Source organism: Aeromonas sp. 96A (assembly GCF_051919165.1).
Classification (GTDB): domain Bacteria; phylum Pseudomonadota; class Gammaproteobacteria; order Enterobacterales; family Aeromonadaceae; genus Aeromonas; species Aeromonas veronii.
In genome coordinates this window covers 342380-356142 of the sequence record NZ_JBQBFE010000001.1, presented here as the reverse complement: position 1 = coordinate 356142, position 13763 = coordinate 342380, and the positions used below count along the sequence as shown (strand labels likewise).

18 protein-coding genes and 1 pseudogene are annotated in these 13763 nt (G+C 56.2%); 13 read left to right on the top strand and 6 right to left on the bottom strand.

Features of this window, described 5'->3' with window-relative positions; translation table 11 throughout:
* The first annotated feature begins 146 nt into the window (after positions 1-146).
* The 3 genes from ACTG2W_RS01750 (at position 147) to ACTG2W_RS01740 (ending at position 3617) form a co-directional block, all read left to right on the top strand.
* Positions 147-431, top strand: a complete 285-nt coding sequence (locus tag ACTG2W_RS01750) for a pyrimidine/purine nucleoside phosphorylase (RefSeq protein WP_374810669.1) — start codon at positions 147-149, stop codon at positions 429-431.
* A gap of 154 nt (positions 432-585) precedes the next feature.
* Complete coding sequence (locus ACTG2W_RS01745; protein ID WP_005352308.1) at positions 586-1971, top strand: L-serine ammonia-lyase; 1386 nt, start codon at positions 586-588, stop codon at positions 1969-1971.
* Between the two features lie 275 nt (positions 1972-2246).
* Positions 2247-3617: an L-serine ammonia-lyase gene (locus tag ACTG2W_RS01740; RefSeq protein WP_005336844.1), complete on the top strand. Its 1371-nt coding sequence runs from the start codon at positions 2247-2249 to the stop codon at positions 3615-3617.
* An 854-nt stretch (positions 3618-4471) separates the two neighbouring features.
* Here the strand turns inward: ACTG2W_RS01740 and ACTG2W_RS01735 are convergent.
* Positions 4472-4750: a YcgL domain-containing protein gene (locus tag ACTG2W_RS01735; protein ID WP_005360946.1), complete on the bottom strand. Its 279-nt coding sequence runs from the start codon at positions 4748-4750 to the stop codon at positions 4472-4474.
* Positions 4751-4857: 107 nt separating this feature from the next.
* Between ACTG2W_RS01735 and minC the strand changes: the two genes are divergently transcribed.
* The 5 genes from minC to mtgA all read left to right on the top strand — a co-directional run bounded on the left by minC (position 4858) and on the right by mtgA (position 7977).
* On the top strand, positions 4858-5577 hold the full coding sequence (minC, locus tag ACTG2W_RS01730; protein WP_058056865.1) for a septum site-determining protein MinC: 720 nt from the start codon (positions 4858-4860) through the stop codon (positions 5575-5577).
* 18 nt (positions 5578-5595) lie between these two features.
* Positions 5596-6408, top strand: a complete 813-nt coding sequence (gene minD / locus ACTG2W_RS01725) for a septum site-determining protein MinD (RefSeq protein ID WP_005336847.1) — start codon at positions 5596-5598, stop codon at positions 6406-6408.
* A gap of 2 nt (positions 6409-6410) precedes the next feature.
* On the top strand, positions 6411-6677 hold the full coding sequence (gene minE / locus ACTG2W_RS01720) for a cell division topological specificity factor MinE (RefSeq protein WP_005336848.1): 267 nt from the start codon (positions 6411-6413) through the stop codon (positions 6675-6677).
* Between the two features lie 197 nt (positions 6678-6874).
* On the top strand, positions 6875-7201 hold the full coding sequence (locus tag ACTG2W_RS01715; RefSeq protein ID WP_005352317.1) for an HI1450 family dsDNA-mimic protein: 327 nt from the start codon (positions 6875-6877) through the stop codon (positions 7199-7201).
* The gene (mtgA, locus tag ACTG2W_RS01710) at positions 7186-7977 is read left to right on the top strand and encodes a monofunctional biosynthetic peptidoglycan transglycosylase (RefSeq protein ID WP_064338040.1); all 792 of its coding nucleotides are present in this window, start codon (positions 7186-7188) and stop codon (positions 7975-7977) included. Before ACTG2W_RS01715 ends, mtgA begins: the two co-directional genes overlap by 16 nt.
* 3 nt (positions 7978-7980) lie before the next feature.
* Here the strand turns inward: mtgA and ACTG2W_RS01705 are convergent, their stop codons facing one another.
* The gene (locus tag ACTG2W_RS01705; protein WP_019445852.1) at positions 7981-8109 is read right to left on the bottom strand and encodes a hypothetical protein; all 129 of its coding nucleotides are present in this window, start codon (positions 8107-8109) and stop codon (positions 7981-7983) included.
* 147 nt (positions 8110-8256) lie between these two features.
* Between ACTG2W_RS01705 and ACTG2W_RS01700 the strand changes: the two genes are divergently transcribed.
* Complete coding sequence (locus ACTG2W_RS01700) at positions 8257-8580, top strand: HI1450 family dsDNA-mimic protein (protein ID WP_005336851.1); 324 nt, start codon at positions 8257-8259, stop codon at positions 8578-8580.
* Between the two features lie 55 nt (positions 8581-8635).
* Here ACTG2W_RS01700 and ACTG2W_RS01695 read toward each other — a convergent pair whose 3' ends face one another.
* The gene (locus ACTG2W_RS01695) at positions 8636-8947 is read right to left on the bottom strand and encodes a DUF1289 domain-containing protein (protein ID WP_110303768.1); all 312 of its coding nucleotides are present in this window, start codon (positions 8945-8947) and stop codon (positions 8636-8638) included.
* Between the two features lies 1 nt (position 8948).
* A complete protein-coding gene (locus tag ACTG2W_RS01690; RefSeq protein WP_005336853.1) occupies positions 8949-9809 on the bottom strand; it encodes a CvfB family protein in 861 nt (286 codons plus the stop codon).
* 231 nt (positions 9810-10040) lie between these two features.
* On the opposite strand from ACTG2W_RS01690, the gene ACTG2W_RS01685 reads away from it, so the two are divergent.
* The 4 genes from ACTG2W_RS01685 (at position 10041) to ACTG2W_RS01670 (ending at position 12424) form a co-directional block, all read left to right on the top strand.
* Positions 10041-11255, top strand: a complete 1215-nt coding sequence (locus tag ACTG2W_RS01685; RefSeq protein ID WP_440016006.1) for a UPF0149 family protein — start codon at positions 10041-10043, stop codon at positions 11253-11255.
* A gap of 170 nt (positions 11256-11425) precedes the next feature.
* Positions 11426-11890, top strand: coding sequence for a MarR family winged helix-turn-helix transcriptional regulator (locus tag ACTG2W_RS01680; RefSeq protein ID WP_005336856.1), 465 nt, complete (start codon positions 11426-11428; stop codon positions 11888-11890).
* Positions 11891-11892: 2 nt separating this feature from the next.
* Positions 11893-12081 carry a DUF4250 domain-containing protein gene (locus ACTG2W_RS01675; RefSeq protein ID WP_019445848.1) on the top strand — a complete coding sequence of 63 codons (189 nt, stop codon included), beginning with the start codon at positions 11893-11895 and terminating at the stop codon, positions 12079-12081.
* Positions 12082-12244: 163 nt separating this feature from the next.
* Positions 12245-12424 carry a hypothetical protein gene (locus tag ACTG2W_RS01670; protein ID WP_019445847.1) on the top strand — a complete coding sequence of 60 codons (180 nt, stop codon included), beginning with the start codon at positions 12245-12247 and terminating at the stop codon, positions 12422-12424.
* A gap of 198 nt (positions 12425-12622) precedes the next feature.
* Here ACTG2W_RS01670 and ACTG2W_RS01665 read toward each other — a convergent pair.
* Positions 12623-12838, bottom strand: a pseudogene (locus ACTG2W_RS01665) (NAD(P)H-dependent oxidoreductase); the annotation flags it as partial.
* A gap of 224 nt (positions 12839-13062) precedes the next feature.
* The gene (locus ACTG2W_RS01660; RefSeq protein ID WP_088903454.1) at positions 13063-13704 is read right to left on the bottom strand and encodes an MBL fold metallo-hydrolase; all 642 of its coding nucleotides are present in this window, start codon (positions 13702-13704) and stop codon (positions 13063-13065) included.
* Positions 13705-13763: the final 59 nt, after the last annotated feature.

Sequence of the window (13763 nt, the reverse complement as noted above, 5' to 3'; positions counted from 1 at the left end):
AGCAAATCATTAACCTTGGCTATTAATAAGTTTGCGAAAAAGTGAAGATTCAAAGCGGTCTCGGCGATTTTTACCTCATCCCCCATGACAACTGGCAAAAGATTGTGCTAGTTTGGCTGTACAAACGTACACACAGGGATGTAAAGATGCTGAAAGTTAACGAGTATTTCGACGGAAATGTAAAATCCATCGGTTTCGAACAAAAAGGCGATAAATCAACCGTCGGGGTGATGAACGCAGGTGACTACCTGTTCAACACTGCCGCCCCCGAACGGATGACAGTGATCAAGGGCGCCCTCACCATCCAGCTGGCTGATGAAGATGAGTGGCACACCTACAGCCAGGGTGAATCCTTCCTGGTGGCCGGTCACTCCTTCTTCAAACTGGAAGTGAAAACTCCCACCGCCTACCTGTGCGAATTTCTCGACTGATCAAGCCGGTTGAAGGGGATCAGCCCCTTCAACCTTCTTGGGCAATCCCCAGCCCCATTATCTGTGTCCATGTCACAGCACCGCACATCCCCGCTTTCCATCCACGTCAAAAATCCTAGAATAAACAGACATAAACCATCACCGGATTGATGTCATGATCAGCGTGTTTGACCTGTTTTCCATCGGAATTGGCCCCTCCTCTTCCCATACTGTCGGCCCCATGCGTGCCTCCTATGCCTTCGTCCAGCAGCTCAAGCTGCAAGGCCATCTGCCACAAGTCACGCGGGTCGAAGTGGAGTGTTACGGCTCGCTGGGCCAGACCGGCAAAGGGCACGGTACCGGCAAGGCGATCATTCTGGGGTTATCGGGCTTTGAACCGGAATCGGTCGATATCGAAGCGATTCCCGCCATTCTGGCTCGAGTGGAAAAGGAACAGAACTTGCAGCTGGCAGGCGAACAACCAAGCCATTTTCCCCGCACCGGAGCCATCATCTTCAACCGCCGCAAAACCCTGCCGGCCCACACCAACGGCATGACTCTGCGCTCCTTTGATAAAGAGGAAAACCTGCGCTTCAGCCAGACCTACTACTCCATCGGGGGCGGCTTCATCATTGAAGAGAGCCACTTTGCCACCGCCAAAGAAGAGGCCGCCAAGTCTGATGCCAAACACCCAGTCCCCTACCCGTTCGACAGCGGCGCCCAACTGCTGGCCCACTGTCAGGAGAGCGGCCTCTCCATCTCGGGGCTTATCCTCGCCAATGAGCGGGTATTTCGCAGCGATGAGCAGATAAAAGCGGGGCTGCGCAAGATCTGGCAGGCGATGCAGGGCTGCGTCGAGCGAGGCTGCAAAAGCGAAGGGGTGCTGCCGGGCGGCCTCAAGGTTCGGCGCCGCGCCCCGGGGCTGTTCCGCCAGCTCAGCTGCGAGACCAACTTCAACAAGGATCCGCTGATGGTGATGGAGTGGGTCGATCTCTTTGCGCTGGCGGTCAACGAAGAGAACGCCGCCGGTGGCCGGGTGGTCACCGCCCCCACCAATGGCGCTGCGGGCATCATCCCCGCCGTGCTGCACTACTACGATCGCTTCGTGCACAAGGTGGATGACGAGACGCTGATCCGCTACTTCCTCACCGCGGCTGCCATCGGCATCTTATATAAGAAGAACGCCTCCCTCTCCGGCGCCGAAGTGGGCTGTCAGGGGGAAGTGGGTGTCGCCTGCTCCATGGCGGCTGGCGCGCTGACCGAACTGCTGGGGGGCAGCCCGGCCATGGTGGAGAACGCCGCCGAAATAGGCATGGAGCACAATCTCGGCCTCACCTGCGATCCCATTGGCGGGCTGGTACAGGTGCCCTGCATTGAGCGCAACGCTATGGGCGCAGTGAAAGCGATCAATGCCGCCCGCCTCGCCCTGCGCGGCACCGGCGAGCACAAGGTGTCGCTGGACAAGGTGATCAAGACCATGTGGGAGACCGGCAACGACATGAAGACCAAATACAAGGAGACGGCCCGTGGCGGCCTCGCCGTTAACATTACCGAATGTTAAAAAACGGCAAATGACTCCATTTGGTTCCGAAATGCCCGGCATCGCCGGGTATTTTTATGGGCAAACGCTTAACAAAATGGATAAGCACAAAAATAAATTTTATACTCGCGCCTCAGATTCAACAAAAATAGATCTATTTCAACTTTTTTTAGGTCTGGAGCCGTTACACTACGGTTATCTGGTTCTGTGACCTGCGCTGACAAGCGCGTTCCATGGATCTCCCAAATTTCTGTGAGTGGGCATGCCGCCCCCTTCTACCCTGAGGTAATAGTGACATGATCAGCGTTTTTGATATCTTCAAAATCGGTGTAGGCCCCTCTTCTTCCCACACTGTTGGCCCGATGAAAGCGGCCAAACAGTTTGTTGACGAGCTGCGCGCGGGCGGCAAGATCCGCGATGTAACCCGGATCAATGTCGATGTTTACGGCTCCCTCTCCTGGACTGGCAAAGGCCACCATACCGACACTGCCATCATCATGGGCCTGGCTGGCAACCTGCCGGAAAATGTTGATATCGATGCCATCCCCGAGTTTATCTCCCGTGTTGAGCAGACCGAGCGCCTGCCGATCGGCCTGCACTGCCACACCGTCAGCTTCCCGCGTGACGCTATGGTATTCCACGACGAAGCCCTGCCGCTGCACGAAAACGGCATGAAGCTGACTGCCCTGATCGAAGATGAAGTGGTTTACAGCAAGACCTACTACTCCATCGGTGGTGGCTTCATCGTTGACGAAGAGAACTTCGGCAAGGCTGACAGCGGCGACATGTCCGTACGCTATCCGTTCAAGAGCGCCGCCGAGCTGGTTGCCCATTGCAGCCAGACAGGTCTCTCCATCTCTGCCCTGATGATGGAAAACGAGAAGTGCTTCAACACTCCGGAAGAGATCTACAAGAAGTTCGGCAAGATCTGGAACACCATGCGTGAAGGTATCGAGCGCGGCTGCCGTACCGAAGGTGTTCTCTCCGGCCCGCTGCGCGTACCCCGTCGTGCCGCGCCGCTCTACCGTCAGCTCAACACCAACGAGAACCTCTCGAGCGATCCGATGAACATCGTTGACTGGGTCAACATGTTCGCTCTGGCCGTGAGTGAAGAGAACGCTGCCGGTGGCCGCGTGGTCACCGCCCCGACCAACGGCGCTGCCGGTATCATCCCGGCCGTACTGGCCTACTACGACAAGTTCATCCAGCCGGTTGGCCGCGACGAGTACACCCGTTTCTATCTGGCTGCCGGTGCCGTCGGCATCCTATACAAGATGAACGCCTCCATCTCCGGCGCCGAAGTGGGCTGCCAGGGTGAAGTGGGTGTTTCTTGCTCCATGGCCGCTGCCGGTCTGACCGAGCTGATGGGCGGTAGCCCGGAGCACGTCTGCGAAGCTGCCGAGATCGGCATGGAGCACAACCTGGGTCTGACCTGTGATCCGGTTGCCGGTCAGGTACAGGTGCCTTGCATCGAGCGTAACGCCATCGCAGCCATGAAGGCTGTCAACGCCTCCCGTATGGCCCTGCGTCGTACCTCCAAGCCACGCGTCTCCCTGGACAAGGTGATCGAGACCATGTACATCACCGGCAAGGACATGGACTCCAAGTACCGTGAAACCTCCCGTGGCGGTCTGGCCATCAAGGTGATGCAGGTTGCCTGCGAATAAATAGGGGTTGCGACCCTCATCTGAACAAAGGCGGGATATCCCGCCTTTTTTACTGCCCAGATGGGATGCCGGGCACTTAAACCGGCATACCGACCATTTCACTGTAGGGCGTCGCTGATATGTCCCTGCTACGCCACTGCGATGCTGATTGCTTTTTCTAAATACCTCTCTAATTACATACCTTGATTAACTCTTCTCAATGCATTGAAAGGGACATTACGCCCCGACATGAAACCTTTTACCCGCTATCTTGCCCCAGCCACGATTCCACAACTAATCGATATCGAGATGCCCCCTCAGCTCAATATCCCCCCTTTGGTCATACCCTTGTTTGGCAAGACGCGGTTACCGCTCACCCTGCGGATTATCACGCCGCCACATTGATTGCCTCCTATGTGATACTTCGTGATCAGGGCAAACAATCAAGCACACAAACAGGGGGTTAGCTCATCATTTTGGCCACAGCGCATCGCTCAAACTGGTTTTAGCACCGTTATCACCGCCCTCTTTACGCGCCCTTTGATGGACAACTCATCACGCAGTGGAGGCCAAAAAAGCGCCCAAGGAAGAGGCTGAAATAATCGATGAATAAGCCAATAGCCGTTGAAATGGCGGATATGAGAGCACGCCGCTCGCTATTTTTGTGAGCGCCAGCAAAGGTTGAGGATATGGTGTTGGGAGTAGATTGACTTTCTATTTAAACAGCGAAAAGTGAATATCACCAAAGGGAGGGTTTAATTTGGCCAGATCCTGTCACGGGATTATCGCAGGCCACCTCTCCGGGGCCGGAATGCGTCATGCAGAGTCACAAAGAATTAGCCCCGCTGGGCAGATCACACCACGGGGCTGGATATTCAGGATGGTTTTTTCAGGCTGGCCTTGTGCTGCTCCAGCAAATTCTCAGGGGGCGGCGGCACCTGCAGGTAGAACCCCTGGTTGGTCAGCGCGGCCATCACCTTGCCGACATCAGCCAGCCCCAAGGGCTTGGCCGGATCCAGCTTGGTCATTAGCACCAGCTCGGGACGCCCGAATGCGCTCAGCAGTGGCTCGGGAACGCGGGAGAAATCCTCTCTTTTTTCAACAAAAAGATAGGTCTCGGCTTTTTTGCGACTTTTATAGACTGCACACAACATGGAAATTGATATAATCCGACGAGTTTATTGCCTCTGATGGGGGCAAACTATAACATCAGGAATTGAATAACAATAACGGATTAGCATCTCTGCCTCGGGGAAGATTCATGGTTGAGCGCGATAACGAATTGAAAGGGACCACCTTCACTATTTCTGTGTTGCATATCAGCGATGGCGAGCCTGAGCGGATACGTCAGTTGTTGGCCGAAAAAGTCGCCCAGGCACCCTACTTTTTTAATTGTGCGCCGCTGGTGATCAATGTTTCCCGACTGGAGCATATTCCCGATTTCGAACAGCTCAAGGAGCTGGTGGAGTCCGAAGAGTTTGTGCTGGTTGGCATCACGGGGGCGCGCAGTGAAGAGATGAAGACGGCCGCCAAGGCGGTGGGACTGGCCGTGATGGCCTCGGGCAAGAGTCGCAAGAGCGAACCGGAACCCGAGCCTGCCCCCGCGCCAGCCGCTCCTGTGGTGGTTCCCGAGCCCGAACCCGCCCCCTTGATCCCGAGCAAGGTACATGTGGGACCGGTTCGTTCCGGCCAGCAGATTTACGCAGCCGGCACCTCGCTGGTGGTACTGGGGTCCGTCAGTCCGGGAGCTGAAGTGCTCGCCGACGACAGCATTCATATTTATGGCACCCTGCGTGGCAGAGCCATTGCCGGTGCCCGGGGAAACACCCAGGCCCGGATCTATTGCCAGCAATTACAGGCCGAACTGCTCTCCATCGCGGGCACATTCCAGCTGAGCGATGCATTGCCGGCAGGCCTGATCCAGCAACCGGTACACGTCCGGCTGGACAACGAACAACTCCGAATAGACCGTATCAAATAGAGTTACAAGGAAGCGAGAATGGCGCGAATCATAGTCGTAACATCGGGTAAAGGTGGCGTTGGCAAGACCACAACCAGTGCGGCCCTGAGCACCGGCTTAGCCCAGCGTGGTCACAAGACAGTGGTCATTGACTTTGACATCGGTCTGAGAAACCTGGATCTCATCATGGGCTGCGAGCGGCGCGTGGTGTATGACTTCGTCAACGTCATCAATGGGGAAGCAAACCTCAATCAGGCGCTGATCAAGGACAAACGCTCGGAAAATCTGTTTATCCTGCCCGCCTCCCAGACCCGGGACAAAGATGCCCTCACCCGTGAGGGGGTCGAGAAGATCCTGGATCAGCTGGCGGAGATGAAGTTCGATTACATCGTCTGCGACTCCCCGGCGGGGATCGAGGCGGGCGCGCTGATGGCGCTCTATTTTGCCGACGAAGCGATCGTCACCACCAACCCGGAAGTCTCTTCCGTGCGTGACTCCGACCGCATCCTTGGCATCCTGGCCTCCAAGTCCCGCCGCGCCGAGCGTGGTGAAGACCCCATCAAGGAGCACCTGCTGCTGACCCGCTACTGCCCGACCCGCGTCAACCGCGGCGACATGCTGAGCGTGCAGGATGTGCAGGAGATCCTGGCCATCCCGCTGCTCGGGGTGATCCCGGAGTCCCAGGCGGTGCTGCGCGCCTCCAACTCCGGCGAACCGGTCATTCTGGACAAGGAGTCCGATGCCGGTCAGGCCTACGAAGATGCGGTGTCCCGCCTGCTGGGCGATGCCAAGGAATTTCGTTTTCTGGAAGAAGAGAAGAAGGGCTTCTTTAGCCGACTGTTCGGGAGTTAAACATGTCATTATTGGATTATTTTCGTTCCAACAAGAAACAGAACACCGCACAACTGGCCAAAGAGCGGTTGCAGATCATTGTTGCTCACGAGCGTTCATCCAGAGGGGGGCCGGATTACCTGCCCCAGCTCAAGCAGGACATCCTCGATGTGATCCGCAAATACGTCAACATTGATCCGGAGAAGATAACCGTCCAACTGGATCAGAAGAGTGATGAGCTGTCGGTACTGGAGCTCAACATCACCTTCGCCGATGACAAGAAGGGATGAGCTGACGCCCTATGCGTGACCCCTTCCCCCAATGAAGACCGGATCCTGTCACTGGATCCGGTTTTTTATTGGCACAAAAACAGGTCACAGCGGCTCGCATCATCTCGCCAAGGGGTCTGCCGACCGCTAGAATAGCGCCGCCCCGCAGGCTGTGATCTGTGATGGCACCTTTTTCTCTTTTCTGGAACAGACCGCTTATGTCTATGAATGACGAAATGCACAGCGTCGAGGAACTGCTCGATACCGCCCTCGAACTCTTTATGGAGCTGGCCTCTGACAACCTGCCGGAGCAGGAGATCGCCCGCTTCAATCAGGAGTTCAACGACCGCGGCCTGCTGGCCGAAACCGACCCGGCCGATGACTGGGAAGCGGACGTGGGTTTTGCGGTGAGCGATACCGACTATGCCGAGATCTGGGTAGGCCTTGGCAATGAAGAACAAGAGTATGAGCACTTGTTTGCCCGCATGCTGCTCTCCCGCCGTGTTGACGAGAAGTTCTGCCACATCGAATGGCTGCCCCAATAATTCCGGATCCCGATGATCCCAGCCACTATCAATGGGAGTCTGGCCCTGACGCCGTGGCCCCCGTGCGCCCATCTGCATCCCTTGGGCGCCGGGTGTTGAGGTGGGCAGGCAAGATCGCGCTGGCCGGGCTGATCTGCTCGGTCGGCTCGGTCGCCTTGCTGCGTTTTATCGATCCGCCGATGTGGAGCTGGCGTATCGAGCGGGCCCTCTTTCCGCCCGCCAAGATCACCCAGGTGCGCCATCAATGGGTAGATCTGGAGTCCATCTCCAAGGAGCTACAACTGGCGGTGATCGCCGCCGAGGATCAGCGCTTTGCCGATCACAACGGCTTTGACATGGATGCCATCAACGCGGCACTCAAGCACAACCAGCACAGCGAACGGGTGCGCGGTGCCAGCACCCTCAGCCAGCAGACCGCCAAGAACCTCTTTATGTGGAGTGATCGCAGTTTCCTGCGCAAGGGGCTGGAGGCCTGGTTTACCCTGCTGATGGAGCTGGGTTGGGACAAGGCCCGCATTCTCGAGGTCTATCTCAATATCGTGGAGTTCGGCCCCGGCATCTATGGCGCCGAAGCCGCCGCCCGCACCTACTTTGGCAAACCGGCCAGCCGCTTGACCCGCTACGAGTCATCCCTGCTGGCCGCCGCCCTGCCCAATCCGTGGCGTTATCGGGTCAAGCCCCCTTCACCCTATGTGCAGAAGCGCTCGGTCTGGATCCGCCGCCAGATGGGGCAACTGGGTCAGATCACCCTCAATCGGGTGCATCAGGCCGACTGATCCTCAGGGCTCATCGGGTTTCTCCGGTGGGCCCAGATGACCGCCCACCGTCTCGCGGTGAAGCGGCAGATAGTGCCACCACCAGGCCTCGCGCCGTCGCTTGATCTGTTGCCGCCGTCCCCGCTGCTTCATCCCCTTACTCCCTGCCAGATGATCCGCGCCTTAACCATACTCCCCCAACGGCAACTTGGACAGGTCAGGCACGCCCGGCGCACTGGTCTGGCCGCCACAGCCAATAATTGTTACAGTAGCGAACCTCGATGTATCTGGAGTGATTTCATGGAACAGCGTACCCCGGATCAGCTGGTCGAATGGGCCTATGATCAGTTTCTTGAGCAGGCCGCCGACATGCTGGCCCCCGAACAAATAGTCGACATCACCCTGGAGTTTGAGCAGCGTGGCGCCGTGGAGGCGACTCTGCCCAATGCAGACTGGTCGACCGAGCTGGGTGAGCCGGTCGATATGGAGCGCTGGGTCGAAGTGTGGGTCGGTTTGCTGGATCATCAGGATGAGTTTGAGGTGATCTTCGCCACCTTCCTGCTGCCCCGTCTGCTGACCGAAGATCAAGTGCATGTGCGCTGGCATCGCCAGCAGCAGGCATAAGAAAGGCGCCATCGGCGCCTTTCTTGTTTCCGTGCACTCTTATTGCTGTTTTCTGCTAATCCTGCGCCGCGATGGCCTTGGCCAGACAGCGGCGGCACCAGCAAGCGCTGGCCTCCTGCATCGGCATTGCCGGCAACTGGCTGCACCAGCACTGCGCAATGGTCTGACCGGCAGAGACGGCGCAATAGGCCGGTTCGCCACAACCCGGGCAGCGGTGAGTACTTTTCGAGCCATTCAGCTCGGCCATCACCGCCAGCTGGGCCTTGCTATCCATCGCCGACCAGTGGCCGATCTCGGTCAAGGTGCGGCCACAACCCAGGCAAAGCCCATCTTTCGCCTTGCAGAGGCCAACACAGGGGCTCGGCATCTTATTCGCTATCCACTGCCGAGTCGGTCTCTGTGGCCACCAGAGTGATGGCGTTATCTTCGATGACAATCTTGCCCTGCTTGTAGAGGCCGCCGATCGCCTTCTTGAAGGTGCCCTTGCTCATGCTGAACAGCTTGTAGATGAGCTCGGGTTCGCTCTTGTCACCCACCGCCAGACTGCCGCCCTGCTTTTTCATCCGGCTCAGAATGCGTTCACCAGCGTCATCAACCCGCGCCAGACCCGGCTTTTGCAGGGTCAGATCCAGCTTGCCATCTTCGCGCACCTGCTTGACCCAGGCGGTTTGCGGCCGACCGGTCATCACCCGGCCAAACACCTCGTTCTTGAACAGCATGCCGGGATACTGACCGTTGACGATCACCTTGATGCCAAGGGGCGAGTGCTCCCCCGGTAGCGCGGTCACTTCGTCACCAACCTTGAAGTTGCTGCCGGCCGGGGTCAGGAAACGCTCGATGCGGCTGGTGCCGACCATGCGCCCTTCGTTATCCAGTTGCAGACGTACCAGATAAACGTGGCCCACCTGCATCGGCTTGTTCTGCTCGCGGCTGGGCACAAACAGATCCTTTTTCATGCCCCAGTCGAGGAAAGCACCAATCTTGTTGGCATTGACCACTTTCAGACCGGCAAATTCGTCCACCATGGCAAATGGCTTGTCGGTGGTGATCACCGGTTCGCAGTCGGCATCCAGATAGAGGAAGACCTGCACGCTATCCCCCTCTTTCACCCCTTCCGGCAGTTGACGCTTGGGCAGCAGCAGTTCACCGTACTCATCGGCCGCAAGCCAGGCGCCGCGATCTTCGAGTTCAACAACGGTGAGGGTGTTCATCTTGCCAATCTGTATCATGGTGCTCTCTTTTTTCATTACCCGGATGGGCCAACTGAACATGGCCCCTATGGGCGCGCATGTTACCTCAAGAGCGGTGATCCGGCCTAGTCCCCAAGCCACCACTGGCAGCTCTTTCGCCCCTATCTTATCCGCCAATGGTGATTAAATCGCCAAACAGGCGGCCATTTGCTGCAAATAACCCCACTTTTAGGTAGACTTCGCGGCTGTTCAAATCCAGAGGAACTGTCGATGAACCCATCCACTCGTACCCGCCATCTTAATCAATGGATCCAGAGCCACAGCGATCAGGACATGACCTACCCGGCCCTGCACGGTTTTCTCTGTGCTCGTCTGGTGGGGCCGGAAAGCCCTGACTGGCAACGCCCGCTGGCTGGTTTGCTGGAACAGGATGCCGAGTTGGATGAAAAAAGCGCAGAAGCCCTCAACCACCTGATCGCCGAGCTGGAATCCCAAGCCGACGACGCCCAGCTGGCCCTACCCAGCCAGTGTCGCCTGCCCAGCGATAACCCCGAGCAGGTGTTCGAACAGAGCCACCCCCTCGGTCAATGGTGTTATGGCTTCAGCATGGGTTTTGCCACCTGGCCCAAGCCGAAGGATTTGAACGACCCGACCACCCAGTACCGCTTCAGTCTGGCCGCAGAGCTGAGCCTGTTTCGCGACAAGCAGATGGCCCATATGCTCTATAGCGCCGCCGCCAGCGAACTCCCCTTTGTCGAGTTCTGCAAACGACAGCGCCAGAATATGAAAACCGCCCTCAACCAGTTGCTCAACCTCGACCAGTATCAGGCCGCCCCCAGCGCTGATGTGGCCCTCAATGGCGAGCAGGCCCAACAGTGGCAGACCTGGTTCGAGCTGGCCGACAGCTGCCGCGATCATCAGGCCCGCCTCGGCTGGTTCGAGAAGATCATCGCCGATGCCACTCCGCTCTTTGATGAAGCCTTCTGGCCGCAAATCGCCGGTCACGGCTGGAGTGCCCCCGAACTGCGCCCTCTGCTGGCCGCCAGAGCCGGCCGCGCCGACTGCCTGCTACGCCTTGGCAAGCTGGGCGAGGCCAAAGCGGAGTATCTGGCGCTGCTGACAATCTGCATGGCCGATGAGCTGGGTTGCCGCTACAACCTCTCCACTCTCTATGCACTGCAAGGGGATTGGCAGGCGCTGGCCGCCCTGCTGGTGCGCTTCGACGAAGCCTCCAGCTGGTTGCTCTACAACAAGGCGCTGATGGTCTTTGCTACCGAGGGTGCCGAGGCAGCCAAGCCCCATCTGCTGGTCGCCATCGAGGCCAACCCGCACATTCCGGCCTGCCTGCTGGGTCAGCGCAAGCTGCCCAAACAGGAGCCACAAAGCTGGCAAGCGGGCAGCCGCGACGAGGCCGCGCTCTACGCTATCCACACACGCGAGGCCTGGCTCAAGCAGAACGCCCTCATCTGGTTGCGTAAAGGCTGAACAGCGTTGGCTTAAAATCCCGTCGGTCAGACCCGGTTTTTCCTTGAGGGCGTGCGCCACCGCACATTTCATCGCAACCGGGTCAGACAAATCAGCTTGAGTTTCGTATCATCAATGTCAAAGTATCAAAAGAAACTGCATCTGATGCAGCCGTCACAGCAGGGTGTAATATGTCAAAAATCATAGCGTTACTCGCTCACTACCCGCCCTATCAGTTGGTACATGCCGCCGAGATGCTACGGGATACCTTCGAACAGTTTTATGAACAGCGTTACCAGCTGACCGTGCCGCAATGGCGCCTGATGATGGTGCTCGGCCCCAACTACCCCATCAGCCAGAAAGAGCTGGTCGAGGCGAGCGGCATGGACAAGGTGCGCATCTCCCGCGAGATCCGCCGTCTGGTCGAAAAAGGGATCATCTTTACCGAGAGCAGCGAGCAGGATAAACGCATCAGCCTGGTCTCCCTCACCAATGCCGGGCTCGCCCTCTTCCTGCAGCTCAAGAGTGAAGCGGGCAGCTGGCAACATACCCTGACAGACTATTTGCCTAGCGAATCCCGCGAGGCGATCCGCCAGCATCTGCACAGCGTCAGCGCCGCCATCGAGCAGTTGCAATCACTGGATCGGGAGAAATAATCATGGATTTGAAAAAGTTCGCCACCATGGACATCAACATGCTGCTGAGCGTCGTCAATATGCAGTTGCGTGATCGCTATGACGATCTGGATGATCTCTGCAAGGCGCAGGAGATCGATCAGGCAGCACTGGAAGCGCGGCTCGCCAGCGGCGATTTTCACTACCAGCCAGCGCAGAAACAGTTCAGATAAAGAGAGCTAGCGGGATCGGGATCACAGCGCCAGTGATGGCGCTGGCTCTGCGGTAAAAACCTGATATGGTCTGAAGAGCCCCAACAGGGTGATGCACGGATACATCACCCTGTCACAAGAGGGCATTAAAATCGTTTCAGGTGAGCAAACCAAGGATGACCCCATGATATTGATGACCCGACAGAGCCTGTTGATCACGCTCTGTACCCTGTTGATGATCAGCCTCTTCACGCCCCACATGCCGCAAAGTACCGAACAGTGGCTGACCACCCTCTTGCTTGGCCTGCTGGTCACGGTGGCATTGCTGCTGGTGCGTGGTTGTCGCCGCTTTATGATGGAGTAGTGACTCCGCCAGAACGTCTATACCGACCACTTGCCGCGATACTCACTGTAACATTATGGTCTTGTCGCAATAACGTCTGTCGCAATCACACCAAGCCAAAAAACAAACGCAGCCTGATGGCTGCGTTGTGGTATCTGGCGGGCAACCCCTTGAAGAGATAACCCCTGACGGGATAAAGAGCCCTTATAGAGAGAACCCTTAGATAGCCAGAGCCTCAAGCTGCGCTTTGGCCGCTTCCATCCCCTTGCTCTGGGCATCCGGGCCCATCCCCATCCCCTCGGCGTAGATGAAATCCACCTCTTTGATACCGATGAAACCGAGCACGGTACGCATGTAGGGAGTGACCAGATCGGTGGCACTGCCAACGTGCATGCCGCCACGAGGGCTGATCACCAGCGCACGGGTATTTTCAACCCCATATAATGCGCCTACTTATCAGCCTTTGGGACGTTGGGACGGTATTTTTCACTATATACCCCCAAGTTTTTAGACATGAAAAAAGCTCGATATATTATAAATATATCGAGCCTTTAAGTTACTGTTTTTCAATATCGTTCAAAATCTTGATAATTACAGTATACGGTTTTATGAAGTGGTATATTTGCAAATGCTTATTTTGCAAGGTCTATTTGCTTGATTTATCCTACAATCGTAATGCAAAACCCATGACCGGAAGCAACGAACTTAGGTTCAATCTCACTCAAATCCGAGGATAGCTTTTGTCCGGATTCTTGATTGGGCAATGTATCTGCGCCGCTTGATTTTACCGCTGCGTCCCAACTGCTTTCGATAACTTGTCCGTGATTCTCACCCATGCCGAACATGAGGTCGCTGCTAAAGAAAATACCACGTTTCTTTTCAAAAAATAAAAGTCCTTCCCACATATGCATTTCAGATGGGTAACTGATAGCTTGAAATTCAAAATCATCTCCGGCAAATATTTCATTCGGCTTTTTAATAAGCACATTGTTAGTAATACCAAACCCCATCAGTTGTCTTGCTGTGGTTTCGGAACAAACCGCGACAGCTTCGGGATGTTCTTTGAGAACCAAAGCAAGTCCGCCACATTCGTCTGATTCAAAATGAGAAATTAGAATGTATTTTATTTTGCGTTCACCGAGCAACTCTTGCAACTTAGGAATGGTAGTTTGCGCTTGTGATACGGCTCCGGTCTGAATGAGAACAGGCTCATTTGTCATCAATAAGTATTGGTGCACTGAAAGCTTAATCGGCTCCATTACCTCTGTAAATTGGTATAAATCTTTGATAATCTCTGTCATTGTCAAAACACCTTTTTCTATTTATAGTCTAACCTAAATTCCACGTGTGTTTTTTATTA

Bases quoted from the DNA above. Each gene is read 5' to 3' on its own strand.
- ACTG2W_RS01750 (WP_374810669.1), top strand. From the start codon at position 147: ATGCTGAAAGTTAACGAGTATTTCGACGGAAATGTAAAATCCATCGGT.
- ACTG2W_RS01745 (WP_005352308.1), top strand. From the start codon at position 586: ATGATCAGCGTGTTTGACCTGTTTTCCATCGGAATTGGCCCCTCCTCT.
- ACTG2W_RS01740 (WP_005336844.1), top strand. From the start codon at position 2,247: ATGATCAGCGTTTTTGATATCTTCAAAATCGGTGTAGGCCCCTCTTCT.
- ACTG2W_RS01735 (WP_005360946.1), bottom strand. From the start codon at position 4,750: ATGTTGTGTGCAGTCTATAAAAGTCGCAAAAAAGCCGAGACCTATCTT.
- minC (WP_058056865.1), top strand. From the start codon at position 4,858: ATGGTTGAGCGCGATAACGAATTGAAAGGGACCACCTTCACTATTTCT.
- minD (WP_005336847.1), top strand. From the start codon at position 5,596: ATGGCGCGAATCATAGTCGTAACATCGGGTAAAGGTGGCGTTGGCAAG.
- minE (WP_005336848.1), top strand. From the start codon at position 6,411: ATGTCATTATTGGATTATTTTCGTTCCAACAAGAAACAGAACACCGCA.
- ACTG2W_RS01715 (WP_005352317.1), top strand. From the start codon at position 6,875: ATGTCTATGAATGACGAAATGCACAGCGTCGAGGAACTGCTCGATACC.
- mtgA (WP_064338040.1), top strand. From the start codon at position 7,186: ATGGCTGCCCCAATAATTCCGGATCCCGATGATCCCAGCCACTATCAA.
- ACTG2W_RS01705 (WP_019445852.1), bottom strand. From the start codon at position 8,109: ATGAAGCAGCGGGGACGGCGGCAACAGATCAAGCGACGGCGCGAGGCC.
- ACTG2W_RS01700 (WP_005336851.1), top strand. From the start codon at position 8,257: ATGGAACAGCGTACCCCGGATCAGCTGGTCGAATGGGCCTATGATCAG.
- ACTG2W_RS01695 (WP_110303768.1), bottom strand. From the start codon at position 8,947: ATGCCGAGCCCCTGTGTTGGCCTCTGCAAGGCGAAAGATGGGCTTTGC.
- ACTG2W_RS01690 (WP_005336853.1), bottom strand. From the start codon at position 9,809: ATGATACAGATTGGCAAGATGAACACCCTCACCGTTGTTGAACTCGAA.
- ACTG2W_RS01685 (WP_440016006.1), top strand. From the start codon at position 10,041: ATGAACCCATCCACTCGTACCCGCCATCTTAATCAATGGATCCAGAGC.
- ACTG2W_RS01680 (WP_005336856.1), top strand. From the start codon at position 11,426: ATGTCAAAAATCATAGCGTTACTCGCTCACTACCCGCCCTATCAGTTG.
- ACTG2W_RS01675 (WP_019445848.1), top strand. From the start codon at position 11,893: ATGGATTTGAAAAAGTTCGCCACCATGGACATCAACATGCTGCTGAGC.
- ACTG2W_RS01670 (WP_019445847.1), top strand. From the start codon at position 12,245: ATGATATTGATGACCCGACAGAGCCTGTTGATCACGCTCTGTACCCTG.
- ACTG2W_RS01660 (WP_088903454.1), bottom strand. From the start codon at position 13,704: ATGACAGAGATTATCAAAGATTTATACCAATTTACAGAGGTAATGGAG.